The following is a 21,665-nucleotide window of genomic DNA, read 5'->3' on the forward strand; positions in this document are numbered from 1 at the left end:
ACAGGTAAAAAAGGAAGCCGATGGGCAGAGTTTCTAAGGGAGACGGGAACAGAGAATCTAATGTTAGTGGCGATCAATGCGGCGAGGTTTACCCAGAAAGCACTGATTTGTACATTTTATGGGGATATTTTAGTAAAACCATTTGAGTTTGATGCATCCATGACAGGTTTCGAGTATCTTAAGAAGATTATTCAGACTGAAAAGGAGAGATACAAACTTAAAGAGGTTGTGGTGGGAATTGAAACCACAGGGCATTATTATGAGGACTTAGTTAGAAGATGTCATTTAGATGGCTATCATGTTAGAACTTTGAATGCAGCGACTACCGCCCAGGAAAGACAAGCCCTTTTAAATTGGTCTAAAACAGATAATCTCGATCTAATGGCAATCGTTCAATCGATGATTCATGGTCGGGGAACATCAAATGAATTAGCCTCTGGTAATGTTCTCACCTTACAAAAGCTTACACGTGCTCGTCGTGAGTTAGTTAACGAACGAACAGCTACGCAAAATTTGATATGTATGCATATGGACCATATTTTCAGAGAATTTCAGGGAAAAAGCATTTGGTTAAATGGAAAACGTACACATGTAAAACCATTTAGCATATTAACTGGTAAAGCACCTCTTTATCTTATGAGATTCTATCCGCATCCCAGTGACATTCTGACACTTGGAGAGAAAGGATTACGAGACCTTTCGATTCGAGAGAACCTTAAATTAAGGGATAAGACGATACAGATTTTAATTGAATTTGCACAACATTCTATATCACAATCAAAAGAGCTATTGGAGGGTGACATCTATCTTTTATCTCAAAAACTAGACCGGTTTGTGCTATTAAATAATCAAATCAACGCACTAGAGCGTAAGATTGAAGATTTATTTGTTGAGATGGAGGGTGCTGTCATTCTAAGCGTTTCTGGTATTGGCGTGGTAACAGGTGCCGAATTATATGCTGAAATGGGGGATATCTCTGATTTCGAACATGCAGGGCAATTAATTAAATTGGCAGGGACAAATCCGATTGTAAAACAATCGGGAGGAAAGAAGCCTTCTTACCACTGTATTTCTAAACAGGGAAGGCGAACATTTCGAAACATCACCTACCAGGTAGGTAAATCCCTAGCAGTTAATAACCCTGAAATGAAACAGAAATATTTGGCCTTAAAGGAACGCGGTAAACACTATCGTCAAGCATATGTTGCCCTAGGAAACCGGATGATTCGTTTAGCCTTTTCAATGATTCGAAAGAAGACCCTATACCGTACAGACCAGGAGAATTACGTATTATTAAATGAACTAAGTAAAAAGCTACGATCAGCTAACCTAAAAAAATTCTATGAATTACACGTCTCTTCAACACAATGTCTATCAGCTTGATATAAAAGTTTAACAGAAATTAAGACTTTTCTTTAAGTATTCCTTTTGATTAAAATGGGGCTCCTCTAGGACGTTAGATCACATTGTTTTTTTGTGCCTGAGGCTCTTGACCTCGCGTGCCAGCGTTATGGATCTTGTCCTGCAAATACAAATAATACGTGAAAATTAGAGTTTACATTTGCTAGGTGGTATCAAATTTAGGACGAAATACAACGCAAGATCCTTTCACGTTCTAGAGGAGCCCTATATAATGTCCTGTGATAGTTGAACCTTCCTAAAAATGGAAAATGGGGGTTCTGCTTAAGATTGGCCTTTTTACTTAAATTAACCCTATTGACTTATTTACCATTATACGCTGGCACCTTAATTTCGATTTAGTATACCAAAATACTATTTCCTATCCTTAATTTCTGGGTGATAGACTACTGAAAAAGAAAAAAGGCCTTGCTTAGGTAGCTTATATGGGTGATAGGCTACTGAAAAAAGAAGAATGATTTTGCTCCGGTGGTAGTCTATAAAAGTTATAAGCTACAGAAAAGGAAGACGCTAAACCTACATTAAGAACAAATGCCTCGCGCATTTACTATATTCAGTAGAATGTACGATTAATCACACAACTTTTTCAGTTGTCTCACACTGGTACCTTTCCCGAGTCGAATGGTCAGTAACTTGGTAACCGGGTCGCGGTGCCTGTCCCCCCGACCCTAAGTCTACGAAAACCACTTGAACTGTTGTAACTTTCCCCAAGCATATTTACCTGCATAAAGAAGTAAATAGATCATCCTTGAACCGAAAGAGGATTCTCCATCCCAGGGAAGCCCTTTCCTGTAGCGCACCCAATCGTGAATGTGCCATGGGGTTAAAAGGTCAAACTGGTACATGTCCCATATTTTGCACTTACGTTTTTTTGAACCAGCCGCATCCAGTATACTATTGACTGCTCGGCGGGCTGCCTCATTTGCTGCTTCCATCGACGCCAGATCCGTGTTTGTACGTACATAATCGGATGCCAGGAAGAAATTAGGAATCCTTGTAAAAGCATAAGGCCGCAAGCTCCACGCAAACACTTTATTGATTAGTAATGGCTCTCTATTGATCATTTTGCCAGAATCATTGAAGTCGATGTCCGGATCCAAAAACCAAGAGTGAACATCCTCATCCCGAAGCAATACCTTTTCGTGATTTAAGGCTTTTTTCAGCTGTGACCATACTTCCTCTTTAATTTCTTCTCTGGTGCATTCAATTGCCTTTTTTCCAAGCAAAATGCCCGGTTTGTTCCATTCGGATATATCAACGGAAATAATGCCCTTAACCTTTCCGTCCCCATACTGCTGGAGATCCTTCCCGCTCCAAAATTGCTTTTGTGAAATGGCCGTAATCGCCCATGGAGAATCCATAATGATCAGATGACCGTTGACAATGGGTATATCCCGTTTCATAAAGAACTGGATTCCGTTCATCCAATCTACATCATTGGCTAGCTGCTTTAATCCTAGCAGTGTCGGGTCGACCCGAAGCATATCAGAGGAGACCAATGGGGCCATTGCTTCCACGGGGAGAGTACTTAAGTAAAAATCTGCCTTGACCAACACGTCTTCTCCATCCTGATGGATCTTGACGCCTGATATGCTGCCTTCTTTAAGCTGAAAGCCACATACAGCTGTATTGGTATGATAGAGCATTCCTTTTTCTTTTAAATAGCTGAGCCATGGTTCAATCCATACCTCATTCGTCGGTCCGTTCAGGACACGGTCCGAATCATTCGTCGGCGTTATGATCCCTAGAAGGAGTTGGGAAAGAACCGTACCAAAGGTCTTGGCGCTTGCTTCGGTTGATTTCGCTGCGACTAATGACCGGGAAATGGAAGCAAACACTTCATGGAAATTCTTTGATTGGTTATCTCCATCCAGATAATCCCACCAGCTAATCCTTTCATATTCATCCATGATGCGTTCCCTGCAGCTCGTCATCACCTGCCAAACCCGCTCCGTGAAAAAAACCACTTCTTTCTCCGAAAGTCCCCAATCGGAATCGAACAAAGCTTTCAGGTTCTTTTTGATACCGGTCATGGATTTCGGAATGGAAGTGGAGATAGCAACCAGCTCATGATCAAAACGGGCCAGACCCATCTCCCGAGCCGTAACTAATTGATCATACACGCTTTCTTCTTGGTCATAAGGGATTCGTTTCATCGTATCCATGATATGGCGGTAAAAACCGGGAAAGCAGCGGAACCCGTGTTCACCGGGGAGATTCTTCCTGCCTCCCTTACCTGAATGCGGAACAGGAATCGACCGGGCTTTACCACCGGGAATCGTTTGGCTTTCATATACCGCTACATCAAATCCTCTTTCAATCAGTTCATGTGCAGCACTAAGGCCTGCAACGCCGCCTCCTAAGATGGCCACTTTCTTCATGGACTCACTTCCTCACATAGTGGATAGATTAATCCATTATATGCATCAGACTTTAGGGGTGATTGAGATTCAGAAACAAGTCATTCAAACGTGGAAGGTACTTTTAATCAAAGCAGTTCGATATACCCTTCCGTACCGTTCACCCGGATTCTCTGTCCGTCCTTTATTAACTTCGTGGCATTTTCCACCCCTACTACTGCCGGAAGACCGTATTCGCGCGCAATGACGGAACCGTGTGTCATCTGCCCGCCTACTTCGGTCACTAAGCCTTTGACAGATACAAACAGCGGGGTCCAGCTGGGATCGGTAAAGGTGGTTACGAGGATATCCCCATCCGCTAAATCAATGTCCTCCATTTTTAACATAACACGTGCGCGGCCCTCAATGATGCCGGATGATACAGGGATTCCTGCCAAGGCACCTTGAGGGATATGGCCGGAGTGATATTCACCTAATATCACCTCGCCCTCTGACGTCATCACCCGCGGCGGGGCCAGCTTCTCATAGACTTCATAAACCGCTTTTCTCTCGAGAATCATCCTATCATCCAAATGGTTCGTTCGAACCGTTTCACGGAGCTCATCAAAGGATAAATAGTAGATGTCTTCTTTTTCTCGGATGACCCCCTTTTGAACAAGGAGAGCGGCCTCCCTCATCAGCGCCTGCTTGTATATGTCAAAACGGCGAATGAAAGCATACTTCGGATACTCCCGATAACCGACGTAATTTCGTAAAACACTGATCATCTTCTTTGTCTTTTTTGCTTTTCGTTTTCCGCCGGGCAATTGCTCCAAGCGTTTCAGAAGCTCCTGCTCCTTCTGATCTGCCTCCCTCCTGCCTTGCTCAAATTTGATTTTGCTTGAATAAGGTTCAACATTCTTAATAAGGCTGAGGATCATCGGGATGAGTGCGGCTGGCTCTTCCCTCCAACGCGTCCTTGTAATATCAATCTCTCCGGTACAGCGCATTCCGTATTTTTCAAGATACCCTCTGAAAGCATCGATGAGTCTATGTCCGTCTTCGAGTTTTGCCATGTCCTCGAAAAAGGTCTCATCATTGGTATGCTGAAGTACTTCAATTACCTCAGAATAGGGGCGAACAATATCCGATAATTCCATGAGGGCAAATCCCATTTCAGATGTAACGTTATTTGGCACCGATTGCGATAGTGTGTCGGCCACGTTCTTTTCCCCCAGCCAGCTTTCGATTTTTTTATTAATCCATTCCCACGCTAAGGCCCCAACAACTATGGCTCCTAAGCCGCGAGGATCGTATAGAAGTTCTATTAATTTCTTAATGTCTTCTTTAATGAATGTAAACAGTTCATCACCCGATAGTTCTGCCATCCGTTTCTGCAGGTCCGTTAAGGATGCCTCGTTTAACGCGATGAGATCCTGAAGAACAGAAGGGTCGTTTTTTCGGTAGAGATTGATCACCTGCATGGGGAGTGTCCAGAATAGCCCTCCAGCACCGAAGCTGAATACTCTTTTTCCCCGCGGCAATGCATGCATGAAATCTTTTCTCCTCATTAGGCTTTGTATGGCATTCTTCATGAGAGAGTCGTGCGATCCTATTGCAGAAAGCAGAATCCTTCGGCCATAGGATGAGGCCAGGTCGTAAGTAACCTCTAAAAACAGTCTTCCACCCGCTTTATGAAATGGAAATGGTTCTGTTATATACTCTAAAAAGGACAACCCCAATGGTCTTATGGCATCTGTCATCATCTGCAGATGACCAAATGACAAATAAACCCTATTCAGCCCATCGCTTCTCTCTGGGATGGGGAATAAGGTTGTGATGGGACGGCTTTGAACGATATAGAACGTTCCTTCAGAAAGGCACCATTCGATGTCCTGCGGGCAGGAAAAATAAGCCTCAATTTTTCTTCCCACTTGTTCTAACTGTAAAATCTCCGAATCTGTCAGGGTTTGCTGATTTTGTTGGTCCCACTCGATTTCTTTTTCTTCTATACCCCCTTCTTCCAATGCATGAATGGCTAGTTTCTTGGCAGAGATCGTCTTTTCCACAATGGTTCCATTCCGAACCTTGAAGTTATCTGCACTCACTAAACCGGAGACGAGTGCTTCGCCAAGTCCAAAGCTGGCATCAATGGATACGATCTTCCTGTTGGAAGTAACCGGATCGGCCGTAAACAAAATCCCTGATGCTTGTGGAAAAATCATCCTTTGGATCACGACAGACAAATAGACATTATGATGGTCGAATCCATTCTGAATGCGGTAGATCACTGCTCTATCTGTAAACAAGGAGGCCCAGCACTTGCGGACATGTCGAAGAATTTCCTCCTGACCTCTAATATTCAAAAACGAATCCTGCTGGCCTGCAAAGGAAGCAAGCGGCAAATCTTCTGCTGTAGCACTCGAACGAACCGCGTATGCCTGCTCCTCGCCAAACTCTGATAAATACCGAACGATCTCCGTTTCGATAGCCAGGGGTATTTCCGCTTTTTCGATCAGGCTGCGAAGCTTTCCGCTCACCACACTGATTTCTCCCCTATCATCTACCCTTATCTGCCTGAGTTGATCGAGGAGATCGCTGAACTCTTTATTATCACCGATGATTTTTTTATAAGCTTCTGTAGTAATGCAAAAGCCATCTGGTACTTGAACCCACTCAATCCTCGACAGCTCCCCCAGGTTCAGCCCTTTGCCCCCAACAGCCGTAAGCTTTGAATCGTCAATCTCGTTAAAACCCAACACATATTTCTTCATCCCAGACCCCTTCCCAAAAAAATAATACCTTCCATTATTTTATGGAAAGTATTATCAAAAGGGTCGGGGCGGACAGGCACCGCGACCCAAAATGGGTCGCAGGGATAGTTAGAGACTGCTGAACAAGTTATCGTAGTACAAGTTCGGACTTATTTTTCATCACGAATAAATTGAACCGCATTTAACCCAATCATTTGGGATGGCATAGAAGTATTGCCATCTGGCAATATAGGGGAAATGGAAAGATCAGCCACTTTCAGATTTCTGGTACCAAAGACATTCAAAAATCCATCTGTGACTCCGTTTCGCATACTTCTGGCCATCCTGCATTGACCTCCAAAGTGAGCGAGATTACGATAAGAAGCTCTGACATACCCTTCTAATTGTTTACGCTGTTCTTCTTTATTCTTTATTTTAAAGACATTTTCCGGCGGGTAGACAACCTTGTAGATACCCTCAGGATCGAGTTCACGGGCTCTTTTCATAATGCGGTAAGTTTCCATATACTGTTCCACCATGAAATCCATGTCATCAGGATCCCCCAGTGGATTAAGGTCAATGGTAGGATAGGCCTCAGGATCGCTATGAGCAGCCGTGATCGTCCCTCTGCTTGAAGGGTTAAGGTCAAAAATCCCAATGCTCATGATATTGCTCTGTTTTGCACGATCAAACCCCCAATGATTTTCCAATACCTCTGAAGTTGGAACAAACGAAGGGGTTGCAGAGCCATATAATTGCAGACGGCGTCCCCCTTGTCTGCCTTCTCCTTTAAAAGCACCCAGTGGAAATGGATTACTCGGGTCAGCGGACATGAGCTCTAAAATTCGATTTGTTTCTACTTCTACACCCAGCCCAACCGTAAAATGAGATTGAAAATTATGCCCTACATTTGGATTGTCAATTAATGTTTCAATGCCTGCTCTAGCCAGATCATCAAAGCTCCCTATTCCAGAACGCTGTAAAATAACAGAGGAAAAATTACCTGCACAAAGGATGATCCCTTTTTTGGCATAAGCAATTTTTGATTTACCGTTTCTTACAAATTTAACGCCCACTGCAACCTGATACCTTCCAGCCTCTTTAAATAGAATTTTATTTACGGTTGTTTTTGCTAAAATGATTAACTTTCTTCTGCCGACACCAACTTCATAGGGGTTAAATTCATTCCCTTGTGTCACAATATTTTTATTTAGGTACCCTGTTGCAGTAGATGAACGAAACAATTGTCCATTTACCTCTTCATTTAAAAACTGTGATTTGTAGAATGTGCAATCCCTTATCCCTGTATTATAGTCTTCAACAATAGGAATCCTTAAGACATCTGATGTTGCTCTAGCTAAGGTTACGGTAAGCCCATCCATAGGAATAGTTTGTTGTCTTACAAAAATGGGACCTTTTCTTCCTCGTTCTTCCGGTTCTTGTGTCCTTCCTGTGTAAGTTTCATTCTTAATGAATAAAGAGCTAACATGGTCGTAACTCCATTGGTGTCCAACGAGACGTGCCCACTCATCATAAATCTCACTGCTTCCCCGTACGGCATACATCGCATTATGCTCTGAGCTTCCCCCTATCGCTCTGCCACTTGATACTCGAAGCTGCTGATTACCAATATTGGGTTCTGCATTTGTCATAATATTGAATGAATGCCTGTTATCCGTGGCTAAAATACCAGCTACTGCACCAGAAGGGTTACTTAACTCTTCAACCATATTTGTTCCTGGTTCAAGGACCAGTACAGAAGTCCTTTTGTCATCAGATAATTCTTTCGCAATTACCCCTCCAGCCGTTCCAGCCCCAATCACGATATAATCAAAAGTATATTTTTTTGACACACGTATACTCCTCTCAAATACTTGTTTTCTTTTCTAAATCTTTGAATTCTAATACCCTCAATATATATATGATTTTGTACACATTTGTGCACTTGTCCCCATCACATTCCGCGCAGCAATGAAGTACTTTTATGATCTCTATCACGTGAAATAGGCTCTTAAAACAGTAACAACGACCTAAAGAAAACATAATTTGTTGATGAGAGGACGGCGTATCGGATGGTTTATGATTTCCTTAACAGAAAACACAAATCAACATCGTTGAAGTCTCTTGTCAAATATTTATCATAATTAAATTCAATGAGGAGGACAAAAATGCAAAATTTTCAAAATGAACTACAAATGTTAGGGATGGATCATTACCAAACTGGTGAATTAATATCTATGGATCAGGGTGTAGATGAGCGCATATTTGGCATGGGTATGGGAATGCGTTGCGGTGGCATGATGTGCGGAGGTTTCCACCGCTGCGGAGGTTTCCATCACTGTGGAGGTTTCCGTTGCGGCGGCTTTAATTGTGGAGGGTTCCGTTGTTTTAGTTGTTTTAATTGTTTTAGCTGTTTTAGCTGTTTTAGCTGTTCCAACTGTTGGGGTGGCTGGTAATTCTATAAAAATATGGTTGTGTAATGAAAAGGTAGTGCCCTGGCATGATCTGCTGCTGGGGCACTTCTTTTTTCGCTATACATATTGGACAAATAATTCCACATAAAATGAATAGTGCATACTTAAGACCGATTTAATTAAAGGTGGGAGCGGAATGACGAAACTAAAATCAACCTCTCGTCTCAAGGTGAAAAGAGATACATTTTATCTGCCTGATCCACAAGGAGGTGTCTACTTTAGAAATAACGTAAGCTCATTCCAAATGGAAGGCACTACCATCTATCAGTGGATTGAAAAACTAATCCCTATGTTCAATGGGGAACAATCGTTAGCAGAATTGACAAAGGGATTAACACCCCCTTATCGGAACAGGGTATATGAAATTGGAGAAACATTGTACAAGAATGGCTTTGTTCGGGATGTGAGCCTCGATCGGCAGCACCAATTAGAAGCAAGAGTGCTGGAAAAGTATGCTTCACAAATTGAATTCATTGAGAATTTTACAGATTCTGGTGCGTACCGTTTTCAAGAATATCGTCAAGCTAAAGTTCTGGCTATTGGCTCTGGACCCTTTCTCGTTTCATTGGTGTCTGCCCTAATCGAATCAGGACTTCCTAAATTCCATTTCATGGTAACCGATTCAGTACCAACCAATCGATTACGGATCATAGAACTGTTACAGAATGCCAGCAAATCGGACTCCAAGGTGGAGGTATTGCAGGTTCCATTTGAAAAAGGAGCAAAGAGAGGCTTTTGGCAGCATGTTTTGCATCCATATGATTGGATTCTGTATGTCTCTCAGGATGGAAATGTAAAAGAACTAAAAGAACTAAATAGTCTTTGTAAAGATCAAAGGAAGTTATTTCTCCCCGCCATCTATTTAGACCAGGTAGGTCTTGCTGGTCCGTTGGTTCAACCGGAATCCGAGGCCTGCTGGGAGTCAGCATGGCGCAGGCTCCATCAATCATCATTACAAAAAGATCGGGAGCCGCAAGCTTATTCTTCGACAGCTGGATCGATTCTGGCTAATGTGACCGTATTCGAATTCTTCAAGAAAGTGGTAGGAATTGCTGGTTCAAGTCAGAGTAATAAGATTTACCAACTTGATCTTGAAACGCTGGAAGGAGGCTGGATTTCCTTCATCACACATCCATTGGTTTCAAATAAAAGATTTTCACCTAAACTGGTGAAAGATCTTGATGTAAGACTGAAGCAAGAACAGAGTGGAAACGAACGGCATAGCTTGGATTATTTCAATTTATTAACCTCAGAAGAAACAGGGATTTTCCATACCTGGGAGGAACGAAACTTGAAACAGCTTCCCCTCTCTCAGTGCTATGTTCAGGCTGTGAATCCAATATCAGAGGGACCCGCAGACCTTCTCCCAGAGATTCTCTGTTCTGGACTTACACATAAAGAGGCAAAAAGAGAGGCTGGGCTCAAGGGAATTGAAATGTATGCTTCACAAATGTTCAAGGACTTCAAAAACCAGAAGAATCAAGCTAATGCGAACCTATCAGAGGGATTTTTTGGAGTAGGTGCTGGAGAAACAATCGCAGAGGCTGTTTGTCGAGGGCTGCAGGAATACCTGGATGAAGAATGGAGAAAAAGAAAGGCAGATCAACAGAATCCCATTTTCATTATCCAGTTGGGAGCCATAGAAGAGCAGCGGTGCAGATTTTATTTACAGGCTCTAACTACCTTGAATGGCAGTGCACCAGCTATCGGCTTACATGAGAATCTAGTCGGCTTCCCTGTCCTATCAGTCTGGTCGAATGGCACTTGGCACACTAGCGCAGGTCTAAATATCACATTGGCATTAGAAAATGCCTTGCAAAGGGCACTTTTGGATGCTCAAAATGGGTTTTATGAAACAGATACGAAAGCAGAGTCAGCTGTGTTTTCGGAACAAGAGCCATTGAAGCTAGACATCCCCTCTTGTGCAGAATTAACAAAATGGGAGCTATTAGACTCTTCCATTCAGATCTTAAACCGAAACAACAAACATCTTTTCGTGTATGATCTTACGTTCGAACCTTTTCTAAAACAAGAGCTGACAGGAGTGTTTGGTGTTCAGGTTCGAGAGGGGGAATCCTAATGGCTGCCCAAATTTTAATTACCGGACATGGTTTATTAGCGGATTTTGTCTATGATCAATTATCTAGACACCATCTTGTTGAGCGTCAAAGCGAATTAGAACAGGTTCCCGAGGAAACAGAATTAGCACTTGTCCTTCATGACTCTTGGTATCCATCGGCACATCAGGAAGCGGAGGAAAAATTCAGGACTGGTGGTATCCCGTGGCTCCGTGGCTTCGTTTCGTTTGGAGAAGGAATCATTGGTCCATTCGTACGTCCTCATACACCCGGCTGTTCTCGTTGTGCCGACTTCCGGCGTATGATTGCTGGACCTGATCGCCAAAAAATGTGGGATTTTCAGATGAGAATGGCATCAGAAGAAAGTGAACGGCAAGATGCATGGGCATCACGAACAGGACTATCGTATTTGGCAGCTTTGATAGGTAACGAAGTTCAAAGGGTTCTAAAATCAGGGCCCAGCCTATTAGAAGAAAGAGTGTTCATTACGAATCTGAGAACATTAACGAACTCTTCTCACCTTTTCTTACCCGATCCTTTGTGTCCAAATTGCAGCGCATTACCCGTTGATACAGCAGAATTAGCTCAAATTAAATTAGAATCTAGTCCAAAAATGAATGGCAGTGGTTATCGGTGCCGATCAATTGATGAATTAAAAGCGGTGCTGGTCAAAGATTATCTCGATTATCGTACCGGGGTCATGAATGGGAAAATGCAGGATGTAAGGCTGCCATTTGCAGATGTTCTGATGAACATGCCATTGTTTGAAGGTGATGAGGGTGTGGCAGGAAGGTCTCATTCTTATGAGATGAGTGAGCTAACTGCCATTTTGGAAGGCTTGGAGCGATATTGCGGGATTGAGCCTCGAGGTAAAAGGAAGATTGTTCGTGATAGTTATGATCACTTAAAGAATCATGCACTAAATCCTACAAGAGTAGGTTTACATGAAAAGGATCAGTATGCTAAGCCACATTTTCCATTTAAGCCGTTTCATCCTTATGAGCCAATGAATTGGGTCTGGGGGTATTCGTTTTTACAAGAACGTCCGATTCTCATTCCCGAGTTACTCGCCTATTACAGTTTAGGCTATAGAGAGGGTATTGTTTACGAAACCTCCAACGGATGTGCATTAGGAGGAAGCATGGAGGAAGCCATTTTCCATGGCATCATGGAGGTCGTCGAGCGGGATTCATTCTTACTAACCTGGTATGCCAGACTTCCCCTTCCCCGTCTTGATCTTCGTTCCGCTAACGATAAAGAGTTACAGCTAATGGTCGATCGTATTCAAGAGGTAGCAGGATATGACCTTCATTTTTACAATTCAACGATGGAGCATGGGATTCCAAGTGTTTGGGCAGTGGCAAAAAACAGAAAATCAACGGGTGTAAACCTCATTTGTGCAGCCGGAGCCAGCCTTGACCCTGTGGGGGCTGTAAAAAGTACCATATATGAGCTTGCAGGAATGATGTTTCGAGATGACCAAAAATTGGAGGAAAACCGACAGAAATATGAAAAAATGCTGGAGGATTCATTCGCCGTACGTACGATGGAAGACCACGGCATGCTGTACGGTCTGCGTGAAGCAGAGGAAAGGCTGAGTTTTTTATTAGATGAGAATCTTCCTTTACGAACGTTTGCTGAGGAATTTAAGCCAGCACCGAAAAATACAGACTTAAAAGATGACCTTCAAGAAATTCTTCAGACATTCCGGGACTTAAACCTTGAGGTCATTGTCGTCGATCAGTCAACACCTATAACGAAACGGAATGGATTATTCTGTGTAAAGGTATTAATTCCAGGTATGCTGCCGATGACATTTGGGCATCACCTTACCCGTGTGAATGGGCTGGAGAGAGTGCTTGACGTACCAATGAAGCTTGGTTTTATGAAGCAGCCGTTATCCTATGAACAGCTTAATCCTTATCCTCATCCATTCCCATAATGAAAAAGCAGGAGGGGATAAGATTGGAACTTGAAGCATTTCTACACGATCTCCATTTTGACTCGGATAAAATTTTCCCTCCGGATTGGCAAGTCGATTGGGAAGACGCACCTCTCCCCTATAAAATATACCGCGGCTTACCAGAGATTCCCCTATCCGGAGAAGTGCCATTAACATTAAAGAGAAGAACTCATGTCAAACCCAGCCTGACAGAGTTAGGTCATTTCTTATGGTATGTATACGGTATTACCCAATGTTCCCAAATGGTTTTGAACCCACAAGAAAAGGCTGTGAGCTATACCCAGTCATTACGCAGATTTGTTCCTTCTGGAGGAGCATTGTACCCCAATGAATTATATGTGTATATTTCGCTTGATGACGCTCCAAAGGGAATTTACCATTACGATGCCGCACACCATCGCCTCCTTTTGCTGCGGAAGGGAAATTACGATTCCTACTTATCTAAAAGTCTTAAAAATCATTGTCCTATTTCAGACTGTTTTTGCACTGTGTTTGTCTCCACTCTTTTTTGGAAAAATTTCTATAAATACAATAATTTTTCCTATAGACTTCAGGGATTAGATGCAGGTGTCATTATTGGGCAAACGTTAGAAGTGGCCAATCGGATGGGGTTATCTTCAACGGTTTGCTACCAATTTCTTGATCGTTCGATCAATCATTTGCTTGGACTATCCGAACAAGAAGAAAGTGTTTATGCGGTTATTCCATTATCTACCAATCAATCGTTCCATTTTGCTAACAGAGATCATACTAGAGAAGAGGTCATGGTTTCTGCTAGTGATTTGTGCCAAGAAATACCGCCGCTTGAGCATGTTACTTATAACCGTTCAAAGAGAATCATCGATTATCCGATGCTGATCAAACTCAATGAAGCTGCAAAATTTGAAACAACCCAATCATTCCTGAAGCTAAAGGAAAAGAATCGAGTCAAGGGCTCCATAGGTTCGGAGATGATTCTCTTGCCCTTTACGAAGTACCTTTCCTATGATTTCACGTCCATTTGCAGGAAGCGGCATTCACCTGATATTGATTTTATCATGGAAAAAGTGAGCCAAATCCAGCTATCTGCTTTGTTCAAAGAAATCTTTTCCTTCTCCTATCGGAATGATCTTGATGCCGCATATGGAAATATTGAGACTCGTGTTTCATTGTTTGCTAGTTTGTATAACGTGGAAGGAGTTCCAAATGGTGCCTACTCTTATGACAGTGGAGCACATGGACTTCAGAGAATAACCCTTGGGGATTACCGGCAATTTTTACAAGAAGGATTAACCATGCCAAATGTAAATATGTATCAGGTTCCTATCTGTATTCATGTGGTTGGAGACAGGGACCACCTCAAAGAAAAATTGGGATATAGAGGATATCGGATTCAACAGATGGAAGCAGGTATTCTGGTGCAGCGGCTGCTCTTAGTATCGAGTGCTTTAGGAATGGGAGGCCATCCACTGCTGGGATTCAATGCGGGACAATGTGATGAACTGTATGGGATCGATTCACAAGGAAAAACAAGCTTGATCCAGATTCCGGTGGGTCACTACCGCCCCCGTGCCTGGTTAAAAGGGAGTTTGCATAGTTAGAAGATAAAGCGCCAGGTATCATTCAGAAAATAAATGTACCTGGCACTTTTGTCTACTTCATTCTCTCTGGGACAACGGACTGTGCCAATGTCCTAGGTTTAGGAAAGCTCCTCTTGTTGAGAAGTAACCCCTGCAGTTTCTTGAGATGATATCTGTTTCTGCGCTTCCGCCACAGGATTTCGCATTTGATGCTGCTTTTTTTCTACAGATTGAGACTCTGTATCGATTCGTACTTTAGGCATTTGTTTTTGTACTAAAGTACCACTCGTTTCGAATTCTTTCAATTTTATATCTCCTTTATCCGTTTTTTGGTTCATCAAGGACCAATGAATCCGTTGGGATACCTGCATCCATTGACACCAATCGGTTTAAATCCTTACTACTTTTATCCGTTGCTTGAGAATCGGAGCTTTCAAATTTTTGATCATCCCTCATTACTGCATCAAGTTCAGCTGAAAATGGACTAGGAATATTGGGAAATTCATTCTCCTTAGGCATTTTTCCACCTCCTTCTATTATTTTCTTCAATAACATTAAAAATATTTTCCTTTTGTCCCAGCTGCTGCTTTTTAATCTTAATAAATAAACCTATGTTACTGGGAATTCATGAGCATTGGTTTTATACATCAAAAAAAGAGACAGTCACCATCCATTTTTCTTGGTAGTGACTGTCTTTTTTACTTCACACAATATCATAGCTAGGTGCCAGGCACCATCCTAACGATCTATTTGTTTAGATTGTTACGGTCTTTTTTCTATTATCAATAAAGCCTTAAGCATCACTTATTTTTAGAAACAAAATCAATCCCTGAAAATATAAACGGAATAGCTGATTGGATAAATTCTTCCGGCGGTATTTGCTGACTATTTCTTCTCCACTCTACAGAAGCTCCGTACATTCCCCAGCTTAGTATGACAGCAGTCATTTTAAGAGTTTCATCCTTTTCTGTTGTATTTTGTTTCAACAGCATTTTATAAAATATGATTTCGAGCTGTTCCTTAATAATACGGGCAATCGTATCTTCGTATCCTCTATGACAACGAGTTGATAGAGACTTTTGAAAGTTCGTTATCGCTATGAAGATACGAATTAATAATTCTTCGTTTATTTCATTTTTCTCGTAGATATGACCATCCAAATTAATCGATAATACTTCTGATAATACCTTATCTAATAAGTCGTATATATCTTCAAAATGATAGTAAAATGTGGCACGATTGATCATCGCCTCTGTTGTAATATCCTTAACGGTGATATCCTTGAATTCTTTTTTTCCCGAAAGTTCAATAAACGAATCCATAATTAATTTGCGAGTACGAAGAACTCGAGGGTCCGTCTTTGGTTGAACCATATCCCTCTACCTCCCATTTTAAACCATTTATTACATATATTGGATAAAAAACCAATCCAATGATCTATAGGTGTCCTGATGGTTTCATTATCGATAAAATACAATCATAAGGCAAGACGATTATAAAGACAAGGTGCCAGACACCATCCAGGTACGGTTGCTTGTCAAAAGAACTTCATGCATGCAATATTTACTCAATAACCTAAGATCACGCTCTTCCCTTTTTCAAAAATGAAGTGCTTTAACTACCAGCCAACAAGTTCCCTCGAATTAATAATAATTTCAAATTCATTTCATTTTATTTGTTATGAATCTCTCAATTACTTCATATGTTTTACTAATTAACAATAAAGGGGATATTCTATGCAAAGAGTATTTACAATGCAATTGAAAAACGCAAAAAGTATTGCTTCCTTCGTTGAAACCGATTCTTCCTTTCGATTAACTATCTTTAAATCTTCTTACAAAGATGAATATTTCCAAACACCTTCTAATTCAATTACAATAAATGGAGAAGATTCTGTTAAAAGGCTTTATAAATTTTTGGTCAAAGCTGATTTAGAAGATTGTTTTAGGGAAGTAGAAAGTACAAATAGTTTAAAATATGACTATGAAACTGTACAAACCCTTAGTCATAACCAACCTACCATTGTATGTTGTATTTCTAGTGGAATCCTAACCTTTTACGAAGCTGATGACACTAGCGGCGATACTTATAAACCAACCAAGGAAATTAATCTAAACGGACAAGAAGTAATTAAAATTTATTCACTACTAACTTATATCTTTGGTTCGCCACTATCAGTAAAAAGAAAAGCTGGTTACAGAGAAATTAGAAAAGAAAAACAACCATCCGGCTGGGAGTTATTGAAGTAAAGGGCAAATTGCCTTTTACTTTTTTGTTCCACTAGAAAAGGGGAAGCAATCCGAAATTTTTTAAATGGGTTTCTCTAAAAGAACCTAAATTTTTCATATCCAAAAGGATGACTTTTTAGAAGCGTGGACCTCTATTTCTTAAAAAAAAGGAAAACCAGTCATGTTATTGACCAGTTTTCCACTTTACTTTATTACCTCACATTATAGAATTCAAACTTCTAATTTTTCGAACGATTTCCATCACCAGTGGTAAAAGTCCAAATGTCGGAAACGGTTCTTCCTGTGTAGTCATCCTCGACTACAGCATACCAGGCATAACGTTTGTTTAATTCTAATTGATTCCATGGAACTTGTACGTCTTTTCCGCTTTTCACGTTATTCTTCTGGCCGATTAGTGTATCTGTGTAGACATTGACCGTAAAGTTATCAGTTGCAATTCTCTTTTGCTGTGCTTCAAGGGTCAAATCAATCACAAACTCGTCTTTTTCCGGATACTTGTCATTATCATAAAAATTATAATCGTTCATGTATGGTGAATACGTATTAACGATGATTCGGTTTTGATCTTGATCAAAGTGAAGCAGACGCATGTATCCTTGACCGCCTTCAGGACCTGCTTGATAGTCAGCAAGCAATTGATATACCTTACGATCTGGATTTCCGTCCCCGTCATCATCAATCGAATCGACTAAGGTTTGGGCTTCATGATAGTGTCCTGATAAAACAGCTATGACATTTTTGTTTGGAACGACGATTTGGTTGTATAGCTTATCGCCCAGCGGGTGTCTTGTCCCGGTTGAAAGTAAATATTCATGGAAGTTCAAGATTGCTTTTCGGTCTGGGTGCTCAGCTAACACTTGATTGATCCAGTTAATGGATTCATCATCCACTCCCCAGCCCATATACACCATGATATAGTCATTGCCGTTTGCTGAAATTAAATCATAGTGGCCGCGGTTATTTTTGTACGAACCTCCATAGTAAGGACGGTCTTTATAGCGGTCCTCTCCAAAGAAACGGTAAAATTGGGTATAATCAGATGTTTTATGATCCACATCATGATTTCCCGCCAAAACTCCATTTGGAATGTTCGCATCATCAAGAGTTTTCATAAATTGATCAGCGTTATTCCATTGCTCTTCCTTATCACTTTCATCAACTAAATCCCCTGTATGGAATACATACTTAATCTTCATAGCCTCTTGATTTTCTACAATCCATTGGGTTTGACGGTCAAATATGTACGGAAAGCTTTCTGAATAATACTGGGTATCCGACATCCAGACAAATGTATAATCGTAGTCATCTGGAGAAACTGGAATTTCATCTTGTACAAGAACATTGATTTTACGATCCTTGACAAATTCCCCTGCATTCACATTTTCCTTCAAGGTAAAATCTTCTTTTCCTGCGATGTGGTGATCAAGCATGATCCATTCATTTTTTTCATGGCTCCACGCATACATAGATACTTTTCTGCCTTCTAATGAACGGCCTTCCCATACCAGTTCCACCGTATCAGATTCATCAACAGAATCGTCAATCGTTACATCAAAACGATGATACGGAAATTGAGTTTCGGAATCTGTGACTAAATAGTCATCGTCAGATGCAGAGATTTTTGAAATTTCCTCTTCTACAAGTGCTGTCTCCCCTGCAGGAACCATTTCATTTGGAGGTTCAATATCGGCAGCGTTTTTAAATACCTTTACTTGATCCGTATTCGCTGCGTTGTACTGGAAGCCTTTATAAAAGGAAACCATTAGATTATCGTTCGTTGGATCGGTTACATTGATTTTTAAATGGGCCGTTTGTTTCTCATCATTGGCTCCGGCCTGTGGTGAAATGAGTTTCGGTTTTGCAGGTAATTCATCTACAACCGAAAATGGCACCTCTAGCTCTGTTTTGTTTCCAATTTTATCCTCAGCTGTAATCGTCAATGTATGTTTCCCTGGAGATAATTGAGCAGATGACGTTTCATATGGTACTGTTATGACTTCATCATCCAGTTTAATTTCCGTTGTTTCCACCCCGGCTAATGCATCATGAATGTTTGCTTCAATCGTAAACTTCCCTTTATATTCTTTATTTTTTTCCACGTTCGTTGCAATCACAGGTGCCGTGTTATCCACTTTCACTTTTACATTCACTTCAGGATTCACAGCATCTTCCGCATGGATTGTATATTCACCATCCTCTGCTGTTGTGGTATCCCATTTATATGTTTTTGATAACATTTTTTCTGCTGGAATGTTCATCGAGAAGTCAACTGCCGCATTCGCATCATTCATGGCAATCACTTCTTCCGGATTCTTGTAGCTTGAATCTTGAATCACCGTGCCATCCGCTAACACAAGCCGTACGTTACGTAAGCTGTAATTATCACGGTTTTCGCCATTTTCTGTTGGAAATGGTGTCGCTTTATCCCCTGAACGAATCGTAAAAACATTGGCCCCTTCTTTTAATTTATCCGGCTGGATCGGAACGGTGATGGTTTTCCATTGCGGAATCCAATCGTCAAAAATGCGAAGGACCTCATCGCCCATTGTTACACCATTTTGGAAGAAGGTATTAACCCCGCTGACTTCAAAAGCAAAATAGCTCTCACCTTCAAGGGAACGGTACGTGTTGTCCGTGATTTCCTTTTCAGCGATAAAGAGTTTCACCTTTTCGGGTGCCGCCGCATTAGATGTTGCTTTTACTGTTTTTTCTCCTGAAAGAAATTCTTCATTTTTCAAATTGAGTCTTAAAGGATCAGGATTTTGATCACTAGTGATATTGACTTTATACGTTTCGGTTTTGAAAATATTTTTACCATCCGAGACCATATAGTAGTATTCAATAGATTGTTTTGCAATTAAATCAGGTGAATAGACGGTAAAATGATAGAGCAGATCATTATAATCCTGCTGTAACAGTACCTTTTTATAGTCGGATTGCTCATTATTTTTATAAAAAAGAGCAACTGTTTTTACCATTTGATCATCTTTAGCATCGGCAGTTAAGATTAAATCTTCTTTTTGATTGTTTTCCGTCTTTCCTGTTAGATCTTCTATTGTTGGTGCACTCGTATCATCAGGAACTTGTACGGTTTTGGCTGGAACCTGCGCCTGCGAAACCTTACCAGGAGTTGCTGCTTCTTTGCCTGCACTCATTTTAACCATTTGATTCGTTCCATCAACAGGGTATTTGTAGAAGATTCCCTTATCGGCATTGGTATCGTCTACACCTGATTCTTCATTATAGTAAGCAACAGAGCTTTCCATATCGGTATTCGTTGCCACCAATATTCCTCTGGTGCTGCCATTAGCCATCCCTGCTGAGTGAATTTTAACAATATCCTTATTTTCTACAATGTTTGTTTTGTAATGGGCATTAAAATCAGCTACTGTTTTCTTCCTATTTTTATCATTGATAATCCAGAACACAACGGTTCCCTTTGATGGAATTTCAAAGTCATCAGGCACCGACTCCCAAATCACATCGGTTTCAGGATCTGTACCATAACGATATTGAATCTTGTAATCTTCAAATTTTATTGACTGATTGGTATTATTATAGATTTCGATAAATTCATACCCGTCCGCACCGTCCACATTCGCAGAATCCGGCACTACTTCTGTCACAAGCAAGGCTGGTATTCTATTAAAATCAAGATTCGGCTGAGCAACGGTGATTTGATGTTCTTCCGTTCTGCTTGAATTCTTCCCATCTGATGCCTCGATATAATAAGTCAGATTGGATTCGACATCCATACTCGGAATGGCTATAGTAAAATGGGCAGGATTTTCTGCAGCCGCCTTCATTGATAACGCAGTGAAGGTTTCATCGCCCTCTTTTTTATAGTAAAGAGTCGCATATGGAACAGACAGATCATCTGTTATTTTGGCTTCCACCACAATATCTATGTAGGCCTCACTACCTGTCACCGGTGTATGTTCAATCACTGGTGCTACAAGATCTTCGGGAATCTCATCCAGATTCACTGGTATAGCAGGAACCTGAATTGACTCAGATGTTCCTGGTGTCGGATTGGCTAGTGTGGCCAGCTTGTCCATTTCTGTATTTGTTTTTGGATATTGATATTGAACGACCTTGCCGGCACCGGTTTCACCAGGTAGATAGCTGGCAGAAACGATTGTCTGACCTGCTTTATTTTTGATTGCTAATCCCCTGTTTCCCCCATTCGAAAAACCAGGAAATTGGTCTTTATAAGAGATGATTTGCTCTTCTGGCAGATTGGTATTAAAAAAGGCATTAAAATCAGCTGGAGCCTTTCCTTGATTGTTAAACCAAAATACCAAGGTCTGTTGCGGCTGGATCACAGTGTTTTCCGGAATCGGAAAAGCTTTGTCCGCAGAACCTCCATCTGTATACACATAAGAAAACGTATAATTATTTAAAGATAGCGGTTGATTGGTATTATTATAGACTTCGAAAAACTCGTAGTCATCACTGCCCGCTGAATCCGGTGAGATTTCCGTAATCAACAGAGGCGGATAGACATTGGAATTTTCCTGAACTGCAGATGGTGAATTTATATCTGCTGCAGTTGAATTTGCTGCCTCTTTCGTCGACTTCACTTCAGTATCATTTGAAGATGGATTCTCTCCTCCCTCTTCAGCATGGACGATTGATACAATTGGTGTTAGTTGAATAAAAATAAGACAAAAAACGATTAAATACTTGAAAAATAAATTCATTTCCCCTTTTTTCTTCATGACATCCTCCTAGTTGTCCTGACAAAATATTTACACTTGTCAATTTTACTTAACAATTTCTAATAGAATGTTAATTCCATGTTAAGTAATGTAAAGATGGAGGGTCAGAG

At 41.1% G+C, this 21,665-nt stretch carries 13 protein-coding genes; 6 read left to right on the plus strand and 7 right to left on the minus strand.

The features are described 5' to 3' along the window. Positions 1–60: 60 nt before the first annotated feature. Positions 61–1,383, plus strand: coding sequence for an IS110 family transposase (locus R4Z09_RS19655; RefSeq protein ID WP_338448430.1), 1,323 nt, complete (start codon positions 61–63; stop codon positions 1,381–1,383). A 710-nt stretch (positions 1,384–2,093) separates the two neighbouring features. Here R4Z09_RS19655 and R4Z09_RS19660 read toward each other — a convergent pair. The 3 genes from R4Z09_RS19660 to R4Z09_RS19670 all read right to left on the minus strand — a co-directional run bounded on the left by R4Z09_RS19660 (position 2,094) and on the right by R4Z09_RS19670 (position 8,364). Continuing rightward, the gene (locus R4Z09_RS19660) at positions 2,094–3,800 is read right to left on the minus strand and encodes a hydroxysqualene dehydroxylase (protein WP_338448431.1); all 1,707 of its coding nucleotides are present in this window, start codon (positions 3,798–3,800) and stop codon (positions 2,094–2,096) included. 107 nt (positions 3,801–3,907) lie between these two features. Then, on the minus strand, positions 3,908–6,532 hold the full coding sequence (gene ppsA / locus R4Z09_RS19665; RefSeq protein ID WP_338448432.1) for a phosphoenolpyruvate synthase: 2,625 nt from the start codon (positions 6,530–6,532) through the stop codon (positions 3,908–3,910). 149 nt (positions 6,533–6,681) lie between these two features. Then, entirely contained in the window at positions 6,682–8,364 is a 1,683-nt protein-coding gene (locus R4Z09_RS19670) for a GMC family oxidoreductase (RefSeq protein ID WP_338448433.1), read from the minus strand. Positions 8,365–8,679: 315 nt separating this feature from the next. On the opposite strand from R4Z09_RS19670, the gene R4Z09_RS19675 reads away from it, so the two are divergent. The 4 genes from R4Z09_RS19675 (at position 8,680) to R4Z09_RS19690 (ending at position 14,606) form a co-directional block, all read left to right on the plus strand. Continuing rightward, positions 8,680–8,967, plus strand: a complete 288-nt coding sequence (locus R4Z09_RS19675; protein ID WP_422392201.1) for a heterocycloanthracin/sonorensin family bacteriocin — start codon at positions 8,680–8,682, stop codon at positions 8,965–8,967. 154 nt (positions 8,968–9,121) lie between these two features. Continuing rightward, the gene (locus R4Z09_RS19680; RefSeq protein WP_338448434.1) at positions 9,122–11,065 is read left to right on the plus strand and encodes a putative thiazole-containing bacteriocin maturation protein; all 1,944 of its coding nucleotides are present in this window, start codon (positions 9,122–9,124) and stop codon (positions 11,063–11,065) included. Continuing rightward, positions 11,065–13,005 (plus strand): TOMM precursor leader peptide-binding protein, encoded by a 1,941-nt coding sequence (locus R4Z09_RS19685; RefSeq protein ID WP_338448435.1) that lies wholly within the window; start codon positions 11,065–11,067, stop codon positions 13,003–13,005. The genes R4Z09_RS19680 and R4Z09_RS19685 overlap by 1 nt, the downstream gene beginning before the upstream one ends. A 23-nt stretch (positions 13,006–13,028) precedes the next feature. Further along, positions 13,029–14,606: a SagB family peptide dehydrogenase gene (locus tag R4Z09_RS19690; protein ID WP_338448436.1), complete on the plus strand. Its 1,578-nt coding sequence runs from the start codon at positions 13,029–13,031 to the stop codon at positions 14,604–14,606. 98 nt (positions 14,607–14,704) lie between these two features. On the opposite strand, the gene R4Z09_RS19695 is transcribed toward R4Z09_RS19690, so the two are convergent. The 3 genes from R4Z09_RS19695 to R4Z09_RS19705 form a co-directional block, all read right to left on the minus strand. After that, complete coding sequence (locus R4Z09_RS19695) at positions 14,705–14,890, minus strand: hypothetical protein (RefSeq protein ID WP_338448437.1); 186 nt, start codon at positions 14,888–14,890, stop codon at positions 14,705–14,707. Between the two features lie 13 nt (positions 14,891–14,903). Next, positions 14,904–15,104, minus strand: a complete 201-nt coding sequence (locus R4Z09_RS19700; RefSeq protein ID WP_338448438.1) for a hypothetical protein — start codon at positions 15,102–15,104, stop codon at positions 14,904–14,906. A gap of 281 nt (positions 15,105–15,385) precedes the next feature. Next, positions 15,386–15,958 (minus strand): TetR/AcrR family transcriptional regulator, encoded by a 573-nt coding sequence (locus R4Z09_RS19705; RefSeq protein ID WP_338448439.1) that lies wholly within the window; start codon positions 15,956–15,958, stop codon positions 15,386–15,388. A 363-nt stretch (positions 15,959–16,321) separates the two neighbouring features. Here R4Z09_RS19705 and R4Z09_RS19710 point away from each other — a divergent pair, with 363 nt between their 5' ends. Beyond that, on the plus strand, positions 16,322–16,834 hold the full coding sequence (locus R4Z09_RS19710) for a hypothetical protein (RefSeq protein ID WP_338448440.1): 513 nt from the start codon (positions 16,322–16,324) through the stop codon (positions 16,832–16,834). Positions 16,835–17,052: 218 nt separating this feature from the next. Here R4Z09_RS19710 and R4Z09_RS19715 read toward each other — a convergent pair whose 3' ends face one another. Beyond that, positions 17,053–21,555 (minus strand): lamin tail domain-containing protein, encoded by a 4,503-nt coding sequence (locus R4Z09_RS19715; protein WP_338448441.1) that lies wholly within the window; start codon positions 21,553–21,555, stop codon positions 17,053–17,055. Positions 21,556–21,665 lie beyond the last annotated feature (110 nt).

It is taken from the genome of Niallia oryzisoli (assembly GCF_036670025.1).
GTDB lineage: Bacteria > Bacillota > Bacilli > Bacillales > Cytobacillaceae > Bacillus_BD > Bacillus_BD oryzisoli.

Coding starts and splice junctions, on each gene's coding strand:
- ppsA (WP_338448432.1), bottom strand. CDS start 6,532: ATGAAGAAATATGTGTTGGGTTTTAACGAGATTGACGATTCAAAGCTT.
- R4Z09_RS19660 (WP_338448431.1), bottom strand. CDS start 3,800: ATGAAGAAAGTGGCCATCTTAGGAGGCGGCGTTGCAGGCCTTAGTGCT.
- R4Z09_RS19675 (WP_422392201.1), top strand. CDS start 8,680: ATGCAAAATTTTCAAAATGAACTACAAATGTTAGGGATGGATCATTAC.
- R4Z09_RS19680 (WP_338448434.1), top strand. CDS start 9,122: ATGACGAAACTAAAATCAACCTCTCGTCTCAAGGTGAAAAGAGATACA.
- R4Z09_RS19715 (WP_338448441.1), bottom strand. CDS start 21,555: ATGAAGAAAAAAGGGGAAATGAATTTATTTTTCAAGTATTTAATCGTT.
- R4Z09_RS19655 (WP_338448430.1), top strand. CDS start 61: ATGTTAGTGGCGATCAATGCGGCGAGGTTTACCCAGAAAGCACTGATT.
- R4Z09_RS19700 (WP_338448438.1), bottom strand. CDS start 15,104: ATGCCTAAGGAGAATGAATTTCCCAATATTCCTAGTCCATTTTCAGCT.
- R4Z09_RS19710 (WP_338448440.1), top strand. CDS start 16,322: ATGCAAAGAGTATTTACAATGCAATTGAAAAACGCAAAAAGTATTGCT.
- R4Z09_RS19685 (WP_338448435.1), top strand. CDS start 11,065: ATGGCTGCCCAAATTTTAATTACCGGACATGGTTTATTAGCGGATTTT.
- R4Z09_RS19705 (WP_338448439.1), bottom strand. CDS start 15,958: ATGGTTCAACCAAAGACGGACCCTCGAGTTCTTCGTACTCGCAAATTA.